Origin of the sequence: Cryobacterium sp. M91, from assembly GCF_002929615.1 — a bacterium.
Classification (GTDB): domain Bacteria; phylum Actinomycetota; class Actinomycetes; order Actinomycetales; family Microbacteriaceae; genus Cryobacterium; species Cryobacterium levicorallinum.
In genome coordinates this window covers 76,105-93,734 of the sequence record NZ_PJJT01000088.1, presented here as the reverse complement: position 1 = coordinate 93,734, position 17,630 = coordinate 76,105, and the positions used below count along the sequence as shown (strand labels likewise).

The 17,630-nt window shown below is 65.6% G+C and carries 14 protein-coding genes; 13 read left to right on the top strand and 1 reads right to left on the bottom strand.

Annotation, left to right across the window (positions count from 1 at the left end):
- The first annotated feature begins 286 nt into the window (after positions 1–286).
- From CXY80_RS13745 to leuA, 6 genes are all read left to right on the top strand, one after another.
- Positions 287–805, top strand: coding sequence for a DUF2975 domain-containing protein (locus CXY80_RS13745; protein WP_146070741.1), 519 nt, complete (start codon positions 287–289; stop codon positions 803–805).
- Entirely contained in the window at positions 805–1,044 is a 240-nt protein-coding gene (locus CXY80_RS13740; RefSeq protein WP_092448510.1) for a helix-turn-helix transcriptional regulator, read from the top strand. Before CXY80_RS13745 ends, CXY80_RS13740 begins: the two co-directional genes overlap by 1 nt.
- Entirely contained in the window at positions 1,041–4,793 is a 3,753-nt protein-coding gene (locus CXY80_RS13735) for an SCO7613 C-terminal domain-containing membrane protein (protein ID WP_104132833.1), read from the top strand. The genes CXY80_RS13740 and CXY80_RS13735 overlap by 4 nt, the downstream gene beginning before the upstream one ends.
- A gap of 164 nt (positions 4,794–4,957) precedes the next feature.
- Positions 4,958–6,307 carry an esterase family protein gene (locus CXY80_RS13730; RefSeq protein WP_104132832.1) on the top strand — a complete coding sequence of 450 codons (1,350 nt, stop codon included), beginning with the start codon at positions 4,958–4,960 and terminating at the stop codon, positions 6,305–6,307.
- A complete protein-coding gene (locus CXY80_RS13725) occupies positions 6,304–8,862 on the top strand; it encodes a DUF2156 domain-containing protein (RefSeq protein WP_233195381.1) in 2,559 nt (852 codons plus the stop codon). Before CXY80_RS13730 ends, CXY80_RS13725 begins: the two co-directional genes overlap by 4 nt.
- 178 nt (positions 8,863–9,040) lie before the next feature.
- On the top strand, positions 9,041–10,807 hold the full coding sequence (gene leuA / locus CXY80_RS13720; RefSeq protein WP_104132831.1) for a 2-isopropylmalate synthase: 1,767 nt from the start codon (positions 9,041–9,043) through the stop codon (positions 10,805–10,807).
- A gap of 106 nt (positions 10,808–10,913) precedes the next feature.
- On the opposite strand, the gene CXY80_RS13715 is transcribed toward leuA, so the two are convergent.
- Positions 10,914–11,603, bottom strand: a complete 690-nt coding sequence (locus tag CXY80_RS13715; RefSeq protein WP_199182273.1) for a hypothetical protein — start codon at positions 11,601–11,603, stop codon at positions 10,914–10,916.
- A 168-nt stretch (positions 11,604–11,771) separates the two neighbouring features.
- On the opposite strand from CXY80_RS13715, the gene recO reads away from it, so the two are divergent.
- The 7 genes from recO (at position 11,772) to rpe (ending at position 17,626) form a co-directional block, all read left to right on the top strand.
- Positions 11,772–12,509, top strand: coding sequence for a DNA repair protein RecO (gene recO / locus CXY80_RS13710; protein WP_092448515.1), 738 nt, complete (start codon positions 11,772–11,774; stop codon positions 12,507–12,509).
- Positions 12,506–13,324 (top strand): isoprenyl transferase, encoded by an 819-nt coding sequence (locus tag CXY80_RS13705; RefSeq protein ID WP_233195380.1) that lies wholly within the window; start codon positions 12,506–12,508, stop codon positions 13,322–13,324. Before recO ends, CXY80_RS13705 begins: the two co-directional genes overlap by 4 nt.
- Positions 13,325–13,372: 48 nt before the next feature.
- The gene (locus tag CXY80_RS13700) at positions 13,373–14,092 is read left to right on the top strand and encodes a DsbA family protein (RefSeq protein WP_233195379.1); all 720 of its coding nucleotides are present in this window, start codon (positions 13,373–13,375) and stop codon (positions 14,090–14,092) included.
- Between the two features lie 96 nt (positions 14,093–14,188).
- The gene (locus CXY80_RS20475) at positions 14,189–14,320 is read left to right on the top strand and encodes a hypothetical protein (protein WP_255411856.1); all 132 of its coding nucleotides are present in this window, start codon (positions 14,189–14,191) and stop codon (positions 14,318–14,320) included.
- Between the two features lie 136 nt (positions 14,321–14,456).
- Positions 14,457–15,644 (top strand): tRNA dihydrouridine synthase DusB, encoded by a 1,188-nt coding sequence (gene dusB / locus CXY80_RS13695; protein ID WP_092448517.1) that lies wholly within the window; start codon positions 14,457–14,459, stop codon positions 15,642–15,644.
- Entirely contained in the window at positions 15,637–16,887 is a 1,251-nt protein-coding gene (locus CXY80_RS13690) for a deoxyguanosinetriphosphate triphosphohydrolase (RefSeq protein WP_104132827.1), read from the top strand. The genes dusB and CXY80_RS13690 overlap by 8 nt, the downstream gene beginning before the upstream one ends.
- Positions 16,888–16,951: 64 nt before the next feature.
- The gene (gene rpe / locus CXY80_RS13685) at positions 16,952–17,626 is read left to right on the top strand and encodes a ribulose-phosphate 3-epimerase (RefSeq protein ID WP_104132826.1); all 675 of its coding nucleotides are present in this window, start codon (positions 16,952–16,954) and stop codon (positions 17,624–17,626) included.
- Positions 17,627–17,630: the final 4 nt, after the last annotated feature.

The following is a 17,630-nucleotide window of genomic DNA, read 5'->3' as shown; positions in this document are numbered from 1 at the left end:
AGAAATGTTTTAAGGGCCGTTTGATCGCGGTTTTTTTTGCCTCACAGGCCGCTCCCGCGCGGCGCTCCCGTACCAGGCTCGCGCGCAGTCCGCCCATGCGGAAGGATTGAACCTACCGGGCAGCCCTGCGGTGGCCGCATCATTCAGGAACAGCGACTTGCGCTCAAAAGCAGCCAGCCTCGTGAACAGAATTTACGATCCGGCATCTCCGACGCCTAGCTGCGACGGATCCCGCAAACGGCCCCGTGCCACAAGTGATCTGTCAACGGTGGGAAATCTATGTATATTGTTTATCGATAGATTTACACCGATAAACGATAGGATTTTCATGCATGGCACGGCGATCATCACTTTGAAAACGCTCATTTTCGCACTGATCGCACTGCTTTTAGCGTGCCAGGTTTTCGTTATTCCAGCGGTCGCGCAGCAGATGGTCGAAAAATCCACCCAACTCGACTACCTCCAGGTGCCCGGGATCGTTGTCACCGTGGCGTTCCTGCTCTGCGTGCAGGTCGCGCTCGTCTGCGTGTGGCGGCTGCTGTCGCTGGTGCGGGCATCCATCATTTTCAGAGTAAACGCATTCAGGTATGTCAATTTCATCCTCGGCATAGTCGCCTTGGCCACCCTCCTCATCCTTGGATCGTTCATCACCCTTGCGGTCGCCGGTGTTGCCTCGCCGTCGGTCATCATGCTGTGCGCGCTCGGAATCGTCATCGGCTCGGGACTCGCTTTGATGATCGTGGTGATGCGCGGGCTCCTGCGTAAGGCATCCGAGCTGGAACAAGACCTGGCGGAAGTGGTCTGATGCCCATCGTCATCAACCTCGACGTCGAACTCGCCAGGAAGAAGATGTCGGTCGCCGACTTTGCCGCCGCAATCGACATCACACCGGCAAACGTTTCTGTGCTCAAAAACGGTCGGGCGAAAGCCGTGCGCTTCTCCACCTTGGATGCGATCTGCCGCGTGCTCGACTGCCAGCCCGGTGACATCTTCATGTGGGTGCCAGAGGATGCGGCCGCCACGACAGCACAAACGGGGGCATGACCGTGCCACGCGCTGTCAAGTCCTGGAATGACGTCGCGATTCGTCACCTACTCGACCGGACGTCGTGCCCCGTCTGCGGGATCGCACTGCCCGAAAGCCCGTGCCGCAAATGCGGCGCCGAACTGGTTGGCGCTGCGGCGGCCGAGCTCTGGTCCACCTCCGGGGCGGCTGCTGCGGCGCTCGTCAGGCGGCAGGAGGCACTCGTTCGCGTGGCGCATCCGTCCCGTGCGACCAAAACCGAAGACAGCGTCGTACCGACATCGGCACCGATTCCACAACGGATGCCCGCGCAATTTGGCAAGGGCGCTGCGACCCCGAATATTTCGCGGTCGAGCGCGACGGTGCAGTCAGTGCTCGCAGTCGCGGGCGCTGGATTGTTCGCGATTTCGGCGATCGTCTTCACCTTCTTCAACCCTGACCTCAGGGATCACGCCCTGCGCAGTGTGATCGTCGGCCTGGTCACGCTCCTCTTTCTCGGAGCCAGCTGGTTGCTGGCCCGTCGCCAGCTGCAATTCTCGGCGGAGGCCGTCGGTGGCCTTGGGATGGTCTTCGTCGCCCTCGACGTCTACGCGTTCTCGGAACTGGCGCCGACCGGAGTCAGCCCGTGGGTGTTCGCCGCCACCGGAACACTGGTCAGCGGAGGCGTCATGGTCGTCATGGCGACGCTCGCGCGAATTCGGGGCTGGCTCTGGATCTCGCTCGCCGCGCTCACGCTCGTTCCGGCGATGCTGGGCTACGCGGGCGCAACCACACTGTCGGCAACCCTGGGGCACCTCGGAGTAGCTTTTGTCGCGCTGGCCTTGATCGCGACCATACCCGGGCTTGCGCGGCGGATTGATGCACGCCTGGTATCTGAGCGAGTGACACTGGCGACCATTCAGATCCTCGCGACCGGCATCGTGCTGGCCCAGATAGGCTTCATCGAATTCACCAGCACGACCCAGTACTGGTTGACGATTACCGCCGTGCTGACCGCCGTCGCGGTTCTCGCCCTGCTCACGACCCGGCAGCTCGCCAAAATCTTCTGGAGCGCCGTCACCGGTGCCGCCGCGATGGCGGCCGCGGTCAGTTTGCCCTTCGCGCTCGACCTCGGCGCGCACGGCGCGGACGAGTGGTACCAGGCCGTCGCCCCCGGAGCAGGGGCCGCCGCACTGCTCGTGCTCCAGGCGCTGGCTCCGAGAGCCCACGCCCTCGACCGTCGAGCATTCCTGGGCGGCGTGCTCGCGGTTGCGGGTGTGAGTGTCCTCGTGCCCGTTCTCTCCGCGGTGTTGATCGGGGCCGTCACGGTGCTCACGTCACTGACCGGCTCAGACGGCGGCGCGACCGGATTCATGCCCCCGCACGGCTTTCTCGCCGTTGTGCTCGGCCTGTGCGCCATGGCGGCCGGACTCGGAGCGTTCTCGATTATAAGCAGGCACCGTGATGGCGCCAGAATGGATGCTTCCCCCAAGCTGGCCGCGTGGACCGGCTCGATTGCGATCTGGCTCGCCGCCCTCGCCGGGCTGGCGTTTGCCTGTCAGCCCGTTATGCCCCTGTGGTCGCGCATCGCGATCGCCCTGGGCCTGGCCGTGGCGGCGAGCGTCGCGCTCGTCGCTGTTCCGCGCATCGGTAACGCCGCCCTGAAGATGCGGCTACCCCTCGTGCTGGGCACCCATTTCGCGGTGTTGCTGGCCACGGTCTGCTCCCTGGTCGATGACGTTGTCACGGTCTGGGCGGGCATCGCGATCGTCGCGACCCTCGCCGCCATCGCGCGAACCGTGCCGACCCGGGCACGATTTCTGCACGTCGGTGCAGGTTATGCCTACGCACTGTTCGTCTTCGGCGTGGCGCTCGACCTGCTGGGCATCGGCACGATCGCGTTGCTCTGCCTCACCACATCGCTCGGCTCGATCGGCGCCATCGCCGCGACGTTCCTCCGCCGGGTGGCGGCACCAGCGTGGTACGCGATTCTGGTCGTGACGTCGGTGCCGTTCCTGATCGGGGTTGCGCAGGTGCTTTTCGAGCGCAGCGGCTGGACAGCTCTCTCGACCGCCCTCATCTTTCTTCTGGCACTCACCCTCTTCAACACGCGGCGTGCCGGCCTGGGCCTCGTGCTCCGTGCGATCGCCGCCGGACTCCTCGTTCCGTCACTTGCTGTTGTGGTGATCTGCCTCGGCGCGCAGGTGCTGCTTGGCAGCGCGTCACCGGTGACCTTGCCGATTGTCGCCGTAATTGTCGCCGTCGTGCTTCCGAGCACCGGCCTGATCCGGTCGATGCTGGGCAAGCAGGGAATTGGTACGCGGGATGCGGCAGCTGCCCGGATCGCGATTGAAGCCTCCACACTGCTCACCGCGGCGATCGCGGTCGCTCTGGCGCTCGTGCGCGTCGCTGCCGGGCTGCCGACCACCTTCATCGTGCTGCTCGTTCTCGGGCTCGGTGCCGCGGCCACATCGTTGTGGGCACAGCGCCGCTACGGGTGGTGGGTCGCCGCTGCCTCATTCACGGGTGCGCTCTGGTGTCTGTGGGCCATCGCCGGAATCGGCGTGCTCGAACCCTACCTGCTGCCACCGAGCCTGGCCGCCGCGACTGTCGGCCTGATCCTCACGGCACGCGGTTCCCGCGCCGTGTCGCTGTACGCGGCGGGTCTGGTCGTGGCCGTCGCACCCATCCTGGTGATTGTGACAGTATCCGGCTCGGGAACGGCCGCGCTGGCGCCGTGGCGTGGTTACGGCCTGATCGCGGGGTCCTGGCTTCTGCTCGGCCTCGGCATGCTGCTCGGCCGGGGCGCTTCCGCGCGCGCCGAATACCTTCGAGTCCTGCAACGGCCGACTTTGGGGGTCGCGATCGCTGCCGGGGCGGCCGGTGCCATTCAGGGGGCGAGATTCGGTCTCGGTGCCGACCCGATCCTGGCCGGTGGAGTGCCGCTCGTTCTGCTCAGCCTCGCAATCGGCCTCGCCGGTGCACTGCCTGCAGCCCTCGGCGCTCGAGCCATCCTCAGGATCGCCCCGCAGGGGTCGCGGTTATCCCGCACCCGCTGGTTGTACGCGCCCACGGCGGTCTACGTCGCAGTCGCCACCTGGCCCTCGATCGAGCGCGATTGGTTCACGATCTGGATGATGTGGTCCCTCACGCTCGCCTACCTCCTAGCCGTCGTCGTCATCGCTTGGCGGCTGCGTAACCGGCCGAGCAGCCTTCCACCCGTGTGGTTCGTCTTCGCGATCGCGTTCCTCACCGCGATCGTGGCGTGGAGTCCGCGCGAGCTGCGGGTCGAGTGGTTCTCCCTGCCGCTGGGGTTCTTCTTGATTGCGGCCGGCGCCGTAGTCCTGACTGGTGCGCGAGCGGATGCTGCCCGCCAGCAGCCAGACAGCGGCAGCAGGCAAGACGGCACGGTGACCGGCTGGCCAGCCGGCTGGTACGGCTCGTGGCCGCTGCTCGCCCCCGGCGTCGTGACCCTGCTCGTGGCATCGGTAGCGGCCACTTTCACCGACCCACAGACCTGGCGGGCGATCCTCGTGATCGTCATTGCGCTCGTCGCCATCCTGAGCGGCTCGAGTCTCAAGCTCGCAGCGCCGTTCCTGATCGGAATCGTCGTGCTTCCGCTCGAGAACGTTCTGGTCTTTCTCGTGCAGATCGGTCGGGGGATCGAGTCGATGCCGTGGTGGATCACCCTGGCCGTTGTCGGCGCCGTGCTCCTCATCATCGCCGTCACCTATGAGCGCAGGTCGGGGGAAGAGAACAGCATCACTGACCGCCTGCGCGACCTGCGCTAGGAGCCTGCTGGGGAGCGTCAGTAGAGAGACGGCGGGGAAGCATCCGCCCGCGGGCTGGGTGTGAGCCGAGCGCCAGCCGTGGTTTCGCCGAACACGGGCTGATAACTCAGCACGACCCGCGCAGGAATGTGCCGGTGGTGCCAGAGTGAGAGTGGAGGATCTGAATGAACTCGCTGCTCTCGGGCGTCAACCCGCTCGATCTGGACCTCGTCGGCCTTCCCCTCCTCACCATCCTCTACGCGGCAACCGGCCTTGCGCTGCTGCTCGTGCTGCTCGGCCCGACCGGCGTTCGCCGGGCCATCGTCACCGTCATCGGTGCCGTCGTGGGCGCGGCTGTCGGCTGGGCGCTGGCCTGGTTCATCAGCGATGTCTGGGACCCGTGGGGAGTGTCTCTTTCTACCGGAACCCGGCTGTGGACCGCCGCCCTGGGGGCCAGTCTTGCCGTGGTAGTGCTGAACCTGCGCGGCCAGGTGCGTTGGCGCCGCGTCGTGGCGGTGTGCGCTATCGGACTCTGTCTGCTCAGCGCCGCAGCGGGAATCAACGCTGACGTCGGCCAGTTTCCGACGCTGCGTGTCGCCCTCGGGCTCGCGAGCTACCCGCCGCTCGACGAGGCCCTCGCAGCTGCACAGGCCCCGGACGCACAGACCAGAGCGGCACATCCCGACTCAGCGAATGCCACCGGCCTCGCAGCCGAGGGTACCGGTGTCGTGGGCACGGTCAGCATTCCAGCCACGGAATCCGGTTTCGCCGCCCGGGACGCGCTGGTCTATCTGCCGCCAGCGGCGCAGCTCCCGTACCCACCGGCCCTGCCCGTGGTCGAGATGCTCTCCGGTCAGCCCGGAAGCCCCAGCGACGTGTTCACGGCCGGTCATCTGGCGAGCATTCTCGACACCTACTCTCGGGCGCATTCCGGTCTCGCCCCGATCCTTGTTGTTCCCGATCAACTCGGCGCGCCGGGCAACAACCCGATGTGCGTCGACTCCGCGCTCGGCAACTCGGCCAGTTACCTCACCATCGACGTTCCAGCCTGGATCAAGTCTCACCTGCACGTTCCCGCCCAGCCGGCCGGATGGACCATCGCCGGGTTTTCCCAGGGAGGCACCTGCTCCATACAACTCGGCGCGGCACACCCCCAAGTATTCAGTACGATTTTGGACATCTCGGGAGAGCTCGTTCCCAGCAACGGAAGCGAGGCGCACACCGTGCAATCCGGTTTCGGCGGCAGCGTTTCCCGCTATGCGACCGCTGCGCCGACCGCCATCCTCGCCGCCCACGCGCCCTACGCCGGGCTCGGTGCGATCTTCGTGGTCGGTGACGACGATATTCGCTTTCTCCCCGGCATACGCGCGGTAGCGGATGCCGCCCAGCGCGCCGGCGTCGACACTCACCTCTTCGAGTCACCCGGTACCGCCCACGACTGGCATACCGTCGACTACGCCTGGACCACCGCGCTGCCGATCATCGCCGCGCGCACCGCACTGCTCGCGCCCGCCATGATTGCGATGACCCAGTGACCACCGGCAGTCTCAAATCCGACGCCACCACGAGCGACCCAGGCAGGCCCGGCTCGGGTTCCGCACTGCGCTCGTCGATCCGATGGGCGCGGCAGCGACCGTTCGCCGTCGGCTACGCCGCCGCACTCCTCGCGGTGGGCCTCGCGACCGGAGTGATCTCGGGACCGGCGCGCAGCATCCGCTTATTGCTCGGTACCGGCTACGAATCGGTCATCGACCACGGCCACTGGTGGTCACCGCTGACCTCGGTGTTCTTCGTCGACAACGGCGCCGAACTACTGCTCGCGCTGGCCGGAACGCTGATCGTGCTCGGCTTCGCCGAACGGCTGATGGGAACGTGCCGCACCGCGATCGCCTTTCTCGTCACCGCCATTCTCGGCGCGACGATCGGCATCGGTGCGCAATTCCTCGGCGTTGCCGGCGGGGAGATGTGGTCGCGCGGAGTCAGCGAACTCTGGGCGATGGACCCGTTCACTCCGATCTTCGGAAGCGCGCTGGCGGCCAGTTTCTTCGCCGGGCCGCTCTGGCGTCGTCGTATTCGTGTGCTCGGGGTGTCGACCGTGCTGGTGCTGGTGTTGTACTCCGGCCAACCGTCCGACCTGTACCGTCTGCTCGCCGTGCTGGTCGGGCTCGGCGTTGGCTGGTTCGGGGTTGGCTGGCGGAGTCGACCGATTCGGCCGTTGAGCGCCTGGCGACGCAGCTCCGATCACGAATCCCGCACCCTGCTCGCGGCGATCGTGGGCATGGTCGCCGTCGGGCCGGTCATCACCATCTTCTCCGGCGCCCGGTACGGCCCGCTCGCACCGCTCGGCCTGCTGCTCACCCAAGACGTACCGACGGCTGGCGAAGTCGTCGACCGCTGCCTGCTGGGCGACATCACCCGGCAGTGTGTGCAGGAGCTCAGCCTCGAACGCATCGGCGGGGCCGGCCCGGTGCTGGTGAGCCTGCTTCCCCTGCTCACCCTCGTCGTTGCCGCCTTCGGGCTGGCTCGCGGCCGCCGGTTCGCCGCCTGGCTCGCCATCACCCTCAACGCCGGGCTCGCGCTGCTTGCCGCCTGGTATTACGGGCTGCTGCCGATCTCCGGGCAACCCTACGTCTGGCAGTGGCAGTCCGGTCGCTATTGGGAGGTCACCCTTATTCTCGGAGTGTCGGTGCTCGTTCCGCTCCTGGTCGCAGTGGTCATCCTGGCCAATCTGCGTCACTTTCCGGTCGCTACCCGCACCGGCCAGTGGCACCGGTTTCTGCTCGTTACCGTCGGAAGTTTCACCGGCCTCGCCGCAGCCTACGTGGGCCTGGGCTGGTTGCTCCGGACCCATTTTCGGCCCGGCGTCACATTGTTCGATTTAATAGCGGATGTCCCTGAGCGGTTCATCCCGGTCGGCTTTCTCCGGCTCGAACGGGTGTCCTTTCTGCCCAATGACGCCCTGGCCACCACGCTCTATGACAGCGTCGGTGCCGTGTTCTGGATCATCGTCTTCGTCGGCGCGATCGTGGCCCTGCGCAGCGTAGCGGTCGGTCCCAGCGTCGACGCTTCGGCACGCTTGCGCACGCTGCTCAGCACCTTCGGCGACGGGTCGCTCGGGTTTATGGCCACCTGGAGAGGGAACTCGCTCTGGTTCAGCGCGAGCGGACGAACGGCCATCGCCTACCGCGTGGTCAATGGCATCGCCATCACAACGTCCGAACCGATCGGGCCGCGCTCGGAAGCCGCCGAAGCGGTCGCGTTTTTCGCCCGGATGTGCGACGACCACGGCTGGGTTCCGGTGTTCTACAGCCTGCACGACAGCTGGAAAAGTGTTTTCGTCGCTATGGGCTGGCCCACCATGCAGGTGGGGGAGGAGACGCTCCTGCGGCCGAGTACCTGGAGCACGACCGGAAGGAAGTGGCAGGACATTCGCTCGTCAATCAATCGCGCCGATCGAGCCGGGGTGCGAGCAGAGTGGACCACCTACCGGTCGCTGTCCTTCACCGCGGCGGCCCAAATCGCAGAAATCTCCGAGCAGTGGGTGCAGGAGAAAGAACTCCCCGAACTCGGGTTCACCCTCGGCGGGCTCGATGAACTGCACGACCCGGAGGTGCGCCTCATGCTCGCCGTCGACAGTGCGGAGCGGGTGCACGCCGTGACCAGTTGGTTGCCCACCCGCCGAGACGGCGAGATCATCGGTTGGACCCTTGATTTCATGCGGCGGCGACCGGACAGCATCAACGGAGTGATGGAATTTCTGATCGCGCAAACCGCGGAGCGCATGCAGGAGCGCCCCGAGGTCGAGTTTCTAAGCCTGTCGGTGGCGCCGCTCGCGCCGGTATCCGGCCCGCGGCAGGGCGGTATTGCCGCCGGCCTGCTCGACTATCTCGGTCGCACGCTCGAGCCGGTGTACGGGTTTCGGTCATTGCTCTTGTTCAAGAACAAGTTCCAGCCGGAGTTCGCGCCGGTCTTCATGTCGTTCCCGGATCCGGTCGCGCTGCCCGAGATCGGCCTCGCGCTCGCTCGTGCCTACCTTCCCAGCCTGTCGGTGCGGGAAGTGGTGACGTTGGCGCGGGGACTGAGCCAGTAGCATCCGCTGGCAGTGGCCCTCTGACACGACGTGGTCGAAACCAGGCCAAACGGTGCTAGCCTGAAAATGTGTTGAACGGTGCGCTCCTCCTTAGCTGCCGCGACGGGTCCTAATCTAAAGGCCTCCCTCGTCGCGGCGTTCGTCGTTGGCTGTGCGACACCCACGAGGAAACAGGATCATGAAGAACAATCAGACCGCGTCCACCCTGCCGATTCACCGCTACCGCCCGTACCACGAGCAGTTCGCCGTCGAGCTGCCCGACCGTACCTGGCCGAGTAAACGCATCACGGTTGCACCGCGTTGGTGCGCGGTCGACCTGCGGGATGGCAACCAGTCGCTCATCGACCCGATGAGCCCCGAGCGCAAGCGCATCATGTTCGACCTGCTCGTGCGCATGGGCTACAAGGAGATCGAGGTGGGCTTTCCCTCGGCGAGCCAGACCGACTTCGACTTCGTGCGCAGCCTCATCGACGAGAACGCCATCCCCGACGACGTTACGATCCAGGTTCTGACCCAGGCTCGCGAACATTTGATCAAGCGCACCTACGAGTCGATCACCGGCGCCAAACAGGCCATCGTGCACTTCTATAACTCCACCAGTATTTTGCAGCGCGAGGTGGTGTTTCGCGAGCAGAAGCAGGGCATCGTCGATCTGGCCCTGTTCGGGGCCCGCCTGTGCAAGCAGATGGAAGCGACCATTCCCGGCACGACCATCTACTACGAGTACTCGCCCGAGAGCTTCACCGGCACCGAACTCGACTTCGCCGTTGACATCTCCAACCAGGTCATCGAGATTTTGCAGCCGACCCCGGAGCGCAAAGTCATTCTCAACTTGCCGGCGACCGTCGAAATGGCCACGCCCAATGTGTACGCCGATTCCATTGAGTGGATGAGCCGTCACCTGACCCAGCGCGAGAACGTGTTGATCTCACTGCACCCACACAATGACCGCGGCACCGCGATTGCCGCCGCCGAACTGGGCTACCTGGCCGGTGCCGACCGCATCGAAGGCTGCCTGTTCGGCAACGGTGAGCGCACCGGAAACGTCGACCTCGTCGCCCTCGGCGTGAACCTGTTCACGCAGGGAATCGACCCACAGATCGACTTCAGCAACATCGACGAGATCAAGCGCACCGCGGAATACTGCAACCAGCTGCCCGTGCCCGAGCGCAACCCGTGGGCTGGCGACCTCGTCTTCACCGCGTTCAGCGGTTCGCACCAGGACGCCATCAAAAAGGGCTTCGAAGCGATGGATGCCGATGCCGCCAAACAGGGCTGCACGGTCAACGACCTGGTCTGGGCCGTTCCGTATTTGCCGATCGACCCCAAGGACCTCGGCCGCAGCTATGAGGCTGTGATTCGGGTCAACTCGCAGTCCGGCAAGGGCGGCGTCGCTTACCTGCTCAAAACCGACCACGCCCTCGACCTGCCACGCAAGCTGCAGATCGAGTTCTCTGGCGTCGTGCAGGCCAAAACGGATGCCGAGGGTGGCGAGGTCACCAGCGAGCAGATCTGGGACATCTTCAACGACGAGTACCTGCCGGCTACGGTCAAGAACCCGGAAGCCCAGTGGGGCCGGTTTGAACTGCACTCCACGCGCACCTCAAGCGACCTGTCCGGCACCGTCGACCTCGCGGTCGAACTTCGTGACGGCGACACCGTGGCGCAGGCCACCGGCCCCGGCAACGGCCCGATCAACGCGTTCCTCGGCGTCATGGCCGAGCGCGGCATCGCGATCACGCTCTACGACTACGTCGAGCACGCGCTGTCGGCCGGGGGCGACGCCCAGGCTGCCGCCTATGTCGAGCTCGACGTGAACGGCAAGCGTTACTGGGGCGTCGGCATCGACGCGGACATTTCCACCGCTTCGCTCAAGTCGGTTGTCTCCGCCGTCAACCGCGGCATTCGCGCCGAGGTCGGCGACCGGGAGCTGTCCGCCGTCTAAGCTGACAGCATCCGCTCAAACGCAACACACGAAAGCCCAGACTCTGCAGTCTGGGCTTTCGTTGCACCATCCGGGTGCGGTCGGGGGCCTGGCTGTGTGCTGGGTACTAAGCCAGGGCTGGCAGTTGCGCCGTTCGGTCTGGTGTACGGGTGCCGAGGAGGACGCGACAATCGTTGATTGCATGGTCCAGCAGGACATACAGCCGGGCGTCCGGGTCGGAAATACACGCCTCGCTGATGCCCTGCACGGCGACGCGAATGATCGTGTCGGCGGTGCGCGGCGTGAACTTGGTGTGCGACCAGGAATGCACGCTGCCAAGGAAGTCACGCGCCCACCGTTCGGCGTCTGGCGCTTTTTGCAGAGCAGTCCGAATGAGCGGGCCGACCCGCTCGGCGAACTGCGGGTCAAGAACGGATGCGTTCCGCTCGCAGGTCAGCACGCCCCCGGCGAGCGCGCGCTGGCGTTCCAGGCTCGCTGTCGGAAGGGCTTCGCAGCCAGCGCGCAGGGCGACCACGATTTCGATTCGCTTGTCGACGCGCTGATCGGAACTGGTCAGGCCGATGACCGACGGAATCAGCAGGGCGAGTCGTGACCTGGCATCGTCGGAAGTGCAATCGTTGACCATCCGGGCGAGCGAGGCCAGCACCGGGTGGGTGCAGGCCGGGTGGTCGCTCCAGGACTCGCCGGCGAGGTAGGAGGCGAACTCCATGAAGCAGCCGCCACTTTTCGGAGTGCGGTGCTTGCCTGTCGACAGCACGGGCATAATGTCGGGCAGACTGCCCTGGACTGGTTTCATGAAAAACCTCCATACCACGGGGACTACGTGCTCTAAGTTTCCCCCCATCTGCCCGGAAAGACCAGAGCCTGATGCGACTCGTGACACATTTTCAGCGACCGGAGGCATCCGTTTGACAGGTACTCGAGCCGTGACCGAAGTCTGCGCGACAGAGTGGGATAATTACCTGTGCCTGTCTACCGAGATGAAGCCGTTGTGCTGCGCACCCACAAGCTGGGTGAAGCCGACCGCATCGTCACCATGCTCACTCGCGCGCACGGCAAGGTGCGCGCCGTGGCCAAGGGCGTGCGCCGCACCGGCTCCAAGTTCGGCGCCCGGCTGGAGCCGTTCATGGTCGCCGATGTGCAGCTGTACGAGGGCCGCAGCCTCGACATCATCACGCAGGCCGAGTCCCTCGGCTCCTACGGCGCCCTGATCACGGCCGACTACGGCAGCTACACCGCGGCGAGCGTCATGGTCGAAACGGCCGACAAACTCACCGAATCCGAGGGGTCGCTGCAGCAATACCTGCTGCTCGTCGGTGCGCTGCGGTCGCTGTCCCGGCAGGAGCACGGCTCCCACCTCACCCTCAACTCCTATTTATTACGTGCCGTATCGATGGCCGGCTGGGCGCCGAGCTTTCAGGACTGCGCCCGCTGCGGCGCCACGCAGTCAAGTGATGGCGGGCAACACTCGGCCATGGTCGTGCAGCTCGGTGGCATCGTCTGCGACTCTTGCGCCCCACCCGGGTCGCCGCGGCTCGACGCAGCGACGATCGGCCTACTCAGCGCCCTGCTCACCGGCGACTGGGAGCACGCCGCGGCGAGCCCAGATCGCACGCAAAACCAGGCCGCCGGAGTCGTCGCCGCCTACACCCAGTGGCACCTGGGCCGCGGGCTTCGCTCGCTGGAACACGTCGCCCGATGATGGCCGGCCTGTTCGGCCATAAACCGTTCACCCACAAGGACGCCGTCGCGTTCAAACCGCTCGACTGGACCGGCCTGTACCCGCCCGATCTGCCCCGAAAGGTCGTGCCGGAGCATGTCGCCGTAGTCATGGACGGCAACGGCCGCTGGGCCAACGGCCGGGGCCTCACCCGGATCGAAGGGCACAAGGCCGGCGAGGCAGCCCTGCTCGACGTCGTCGCCGGAGCCATCCAGATCGGCGTCAAACAGCTCAGCGTGTATGCCTTCTCTACCGAAAACTGGAAGCGTTCGCCCGATGAGGTGCGTTTTCTGATGGGCTTCAACCGGGACGTGCTGCACCGCCGCCGCGATCAGCTCAACGAGTGGGGCGTGCGGGTCAGGTGGGCCGGGCGCAAGCCGAAGCTGTGGGCATCCGTTGTTAACGAGCTGCAGTTTGCCGAGAAACTCACCGCGGGCAATGACGTACTCACCCTCACGATGTGCGTGAACTATGGCGGGCGCACCGAGATCGCGGATGCCGTGCGCGCGCTGGCCGAGGATGTCGCCGCCGGCAGGCTGAAGCCGTCGGGAATCACCGAGAAAACCATCGCCAAGCAGCTGTACGTGCCCGAGCTGCCCGACGTCGACCTGTTCGTGCGCAGCTCGGGGGAGCAGCGCACCAGCAACTTCATGCTCTGGCAGAGCACCTATGCCGAGATGGTTTTTCTCGATACCCTGTGGCCGGACTTCACCCGAGTCGACCTGTGGCACGCGGTCGAGCTGTATGCCGCCCGCAACCGTCGTTATGGCGGAGCGGTCGACACCCCGACGGCCTGAATATTTCGGTTGGGGAATACCGGGGCCCTGTGCCCCGTTGGCCCGAGTGTGACTGATACAACTGGTACCGAAGCGTCCGCATCCGTGAGCACCGACACCATCAAGGTGGACATCTGGTCCGATGTGCAATGCCCCTGGTGCTACATCGGTAAACGTAAGTTTGAGGCCGGTGTCGCCCAGTTCGACGGGACCGTCGAGGTCGAGTATCACAGCTTTGAACTTTCACCCGATACCCCGGTCGATTACGCCGGAACGCCTGTGCAGTACCTCAGTGAGAAGAAGGGTATGCCCCTCGCCGAGGTGGAGCAGATGCTCGAGCGTGTCACCGGCATCGCCGAGAGCGTTGGCCTGCACTACGACTACGACTCCGTGCACCAGACCAACACGGTCATTTCGCACGAACTACTGCACTACGCCAAGGCGCACGGCCGTCAGCTCGAGATGAAGGAACGCCTACTCAAGGCCTACTTCATCGATGGCCGCCACGTTGGCCGGATCGAAGACCTCGCCGACCTCGCCGCCGAGATCGGACTCGACCGAGCCGACGTCGTGCGGTCACTCACCGCCCACGAGCACCTCGCCGCGGTCAAGGCCGACGTGGCACAGGCCGGCGCCTACGGCATCCAGGGCGTTCCGTTCTTCGTGATCGACGGCCGCTACGGCATTTCCGGCGCGCAGGATCCGACGGCGTTCACTCAGGCGCTCGACCAGGCCCGCGCCGACCGCTCGGCCAAGACCGGGGACGGGATCGACGACGTCCCCGCGTAACCCGATACCCAGCGAACTCGCGTAGCCTGACGGGTAAGCAACCAGCTGTACCCGCAGACTTCACCGTTTCACCCAATTGATTCAAGGAGATAACTCATGACTGACACCATCACTACCCCGCCCGTCTTCACCGACGCTGCCGGTCGTCCCACCATCGAGCTCCTGGGTGCTGCGACCGCGACCGACGAAGCCGCTGGCTCCTGCTGCGGTGGCGGCTGCTGCAGCTGATCTGAGCCCATTTCGTCAACAGCGCAGCTGCCGTACGCCCCTTTCCGGGCGCGGCAGCTGCGTTTTTGTGTGCGCCCGGCATCCGCGATGCAGAGGATTCGGAGCACCACGCGCTTTCTGGGAGAATTGACCCACCATGACTTCACCTACTTCCGCCTACGACCAGCGGGCGCCGATCGACCAATTGGCCGTTGGTCCGCTCAGTATCGGCCCGCTCACGCTTGACGTGCCCGTGGTGCTCGCGCCGATGGCCGGCATCACCAATACCGCATATCGCCGGCTGTGCCGCGAATACGGCGCTGGACTGTTTGTGAGCGAGATGATCACTTCGCGCGCGCTCGTCGAACGCAACACCGAGACCATGCGGTTGATCACCCATCATGAGAGCGAAACCACCCGCTCCATTCAGCTCTACGGTGTTGACCCGAAAACGGTGTCCGAGGCCGTGACCATGCTCGTCGCTGAGGACCGTGCCGATCACATCGACCTCAACTTCGGCTGCCCGGTTCCCAAGGTCACCCGCAAGGGCGGGGGAGCTGCCCTGCCGTGGAAGATCGGCCTGTTCCGTCAGATCGTGGAGGCCGCAGTGACTGCGGCCGGGCCGATTCCGCTGACCGTCAAGATGCGCAAGGGCATCGACGCCGACCACCTCACCTACATTGAGGCTGGCAAGGCCGCCGCCGGAGCCGGCGTCGCCTCCATCGCCCTGCACGGCCGAACGGCCGCCGAGTTCTACTCCGGCCACGCCGACTGGTCGGCAATTGAGAAGCTCAAGAACGCCATCAGTGACGTGCCGGTGCTCGGCAACGGCGACATCTGGTCGGCCGACGACGCCCTGCGCATGGTCAGTGAAACCGGATGCGACGGCGTCGTCGTCGGGCGCGGCTGCCTCGGCCGTCCGTGGCTGTTCGGCGACCTCGCCGCTGCATTTCGCGGTCAGGAACTCAAAGCCGAACCGGGGCTCGGCCAGGTCATCAACGCCTTCCGCCGCCACGCCGAACTGCTCACCGAATACTTCGACAGCGAAGACCGGGCCTGCCGCGACATTCGCAAGCACGTCGCCTGGTACTTCAAGGGCTACCCGGTCGGCGGTGATCTGCGCGCGAGCCTGGCGATGGTGCAGTCTCTCGCGCAGCTCGACGACCTGCTCGGCACCCTCGACGCCTCGCTGCCTTACCCGGGCTCAGACGTTGAGGGCCCGCGCGGGCGCGCGGGAACACCGAAGAAACCGTCGCTGCCCGAGCACTGGCTCGAGTCTCAGGATCTTTTCGGGGCGGAGCGACTGAATTTGACCGAGGGCGAAGGGGATACCAGCGGTGGCTAACAAAACCGGATACAGCGAGACCGACGAGGCCCGCTGGTTTCCCGAAGAGCACTACTCGCGGCGCAGTGACTTTGCCCGCGACCGCGCCCGACTGCTGCACTCGAGCGCTCTGCGGCGCCTCGCGGCCAAGACGCAGGTCCTCAGTCCCACGGCGGGGCTCGACTTTGCCCGCAACCGACTGACCCACTCGCTCGAGGTCGCCCAGGTCGGGCGGGAGATCGCCTCCCGCCTCAACGTCGACCCCGACATCGTCGATACCGCCTGCCTCGCGCACGACATCGGGCATCCTCCCTTTGGACACAACGGCGAGAAGGCGCTCAGCCTGTGGTCGGAAGACATCGGCGGCTTCGAGGGGAACGCGCAGACCCTGCGATTGCTCACCCGGCTCGAGCCGAAGGTGTTTGGACCCGACGGGCGAAGCTACGGACTCAACCTGACCCGGGCGAGCCTCGACGCAAGCTGCAAGTATCCCTGGCCAGAAGGATCCTCGGTCTATGACCCGAGCGGGCGGGCCAAGTTCGGGTTCTACCAGGACGACCTGGCCGCGTTTGAGTGGCTGCGCGAGGGAGCGCCCGACCGACAACTCTGCATCGAAGCCCAGGTGATGGACCTCTCCGACGACATCGCGTACAGCGTGCACGACTTCGAAGACGCCATCGTCAACGGCTACGTCGACGTGGCAGCCCTGAGCAGCCGCGCAGATCACGACGAACTCCTCGCCACCATGTCGGAGTGGATCGGCGACCAGACCAGCGCGGAGGACTTGGCGACCGCGTTCAACCGGCTCGACTCCCTCGATGTCTGGATGGACTCCTGGACCGCCGGGCGACGCGACCAGGGCCACCTCAAGAACCTCACCAGCCAGCTCATCGGCCGGTTCAGCAGTGCTGCCGTACACGCCACCAAAGAAGCACACCCCGGTGCGAACATGCTGCGGTTCGGGGCGAATGTGATCGTGCCGCGGGAGATCCAGGCCGAAATCTCGGTGCTCAAGGGCATTGTCGCGGCCTTCGTCATGACCCGCAATACCCGCAAGCCCATCTACGTGCAGCAGCGCCAGGTGCTCACCCTGCTCGCCGAAACCCTGCACCAGTCCGGCGACGAACACCTCGACCCCGGCTTTCGCGAAGACTGGCAGGCCGCCGCCGACGATGCCGCCCGCAAGCGCGTCATCGTCGACCAGGTCGCGAGCCTCACCGACCAGTCCGCCCTGGCCTGGTACGAGCGCCTGGTGCAGGGCTAGCGCTCTGCCCGGTTTGAAGGCTCGACGCGCCGAGCGGCTCCTTCAAGCTCGATAAGCTGAAGGGATGGCTACCCGTATTAATCCGAGCATCCTCGCCGCCGATTTCGCCAACTTTGAGAGCGAGCTTTCCCGCATCCGCTCCGCCGACCTCGTGCACGTGGACATCATGGACAACCACTTCGTGCCGAACCTCACCTTCGGGCTCGGCATGGTCGAGCGGCTGCAGCAGGTGTCGCCGCTGCCGCTGGACATCCACTTGATGATCGACGACCCGGAACGGTGGGCGCCCGGCTACGCCGAGGCCGGAGCCTACTCGGTCACCTTTCACGCCGAGGCGACGACCGAGCCGGTGGCGCTGGCCCGGCGGCTGCGGCAGATCGGCGCCCGCGCCGGCATCGCGCTCAAGCCCGGTACCGACGTCACGGCGTACCTCGACCTGCTCGACGAGTTCGACCAGGTGCTCGTGATGACCGTCGAGCCCGGTTTTGGCGGCCAGAGCTTCATGGAAGAGACCATGCCGAAGCTTTCCCAGCTGCGATCACAGGTGGAGAAGACCGGACTCGACGTCTGGCTGCAGGTCGACGGCGGCATCACCGCGCAGACCATCGAGATCGCAGCCCGAGCCGGTGCCGACACCTTCGTGGCCGGGTCCAGTGTGTTCGGGGCCGAGAATCCGGCCGCTCAGATCGGCCTGCTGCGCGAACGCGCGGCGAGTCACCGTCACGGGCGGGTAACCTAGAGTC

Bases quoted from the DNA above. Each gene is read 5' to 3' on its own strand.
- CXY80_RS13705 (WP_233195380.1), top strand. From the start codon at position 12,506: ATGATGGCCGGCCTGTTCGGCCATAAACCGTTCACCCACAAGGACGCC.
- CXY80_RS13715 (WP_199182273.1), bottom strand. From the start codon at position 11,603: ATGAAACCAGTCCAGGGCAGTCTGCCCGACATTATGCCCGTGCTGTCG.
- CXY80_RS20475 (WP_255411856.1), top strand. From the start codon at position 14,189: ATGACTGACACCATCACTACCCCGCCCGTCTTCACCGACGCTGCCGGT.
- leuA (WP_104132831.1), top strand. From the start codon at position 9,041: ATGAAGAACAATCAGACCGCGTCCACCCTGCCGATTCACCGCTACCGC.
- CXY80_RS13730 (WP_104132832.1), top strand. From the start codon at position 4,958: ATGAACTCGCTGCTCTCGGGCGTCAACCCGCTCGATCTGGACCTCGTC.
- rpe (WP_104132826.1), top strand. From the start codon at position 16,952: ATGGCTACCCGTATTAATCCGAGCATCCTCGCCGCCGATTTCGCCAAC.
- CXY80_RS13735 (WP_104132833.1), top strand. From the start codon at position 1,041: ATGACCGTGCCACGCGCTGTCAAGTCCTGGAATGACGTCGCGATTCGT.
- CXY80_RS13740 (WP_092448510.1), top strand. From the start codon at position 805: ATGCCCATCGTCATCAACCTCGACGTCGAACTCGCCAGGAAGAAGATG.
- dusB (WP_092448517.1), top strand. From the start codon at position 14,457: ATGACTTCACCTACTTCCGCCTACGACCAGCGGGCGCCGATCGACCAA.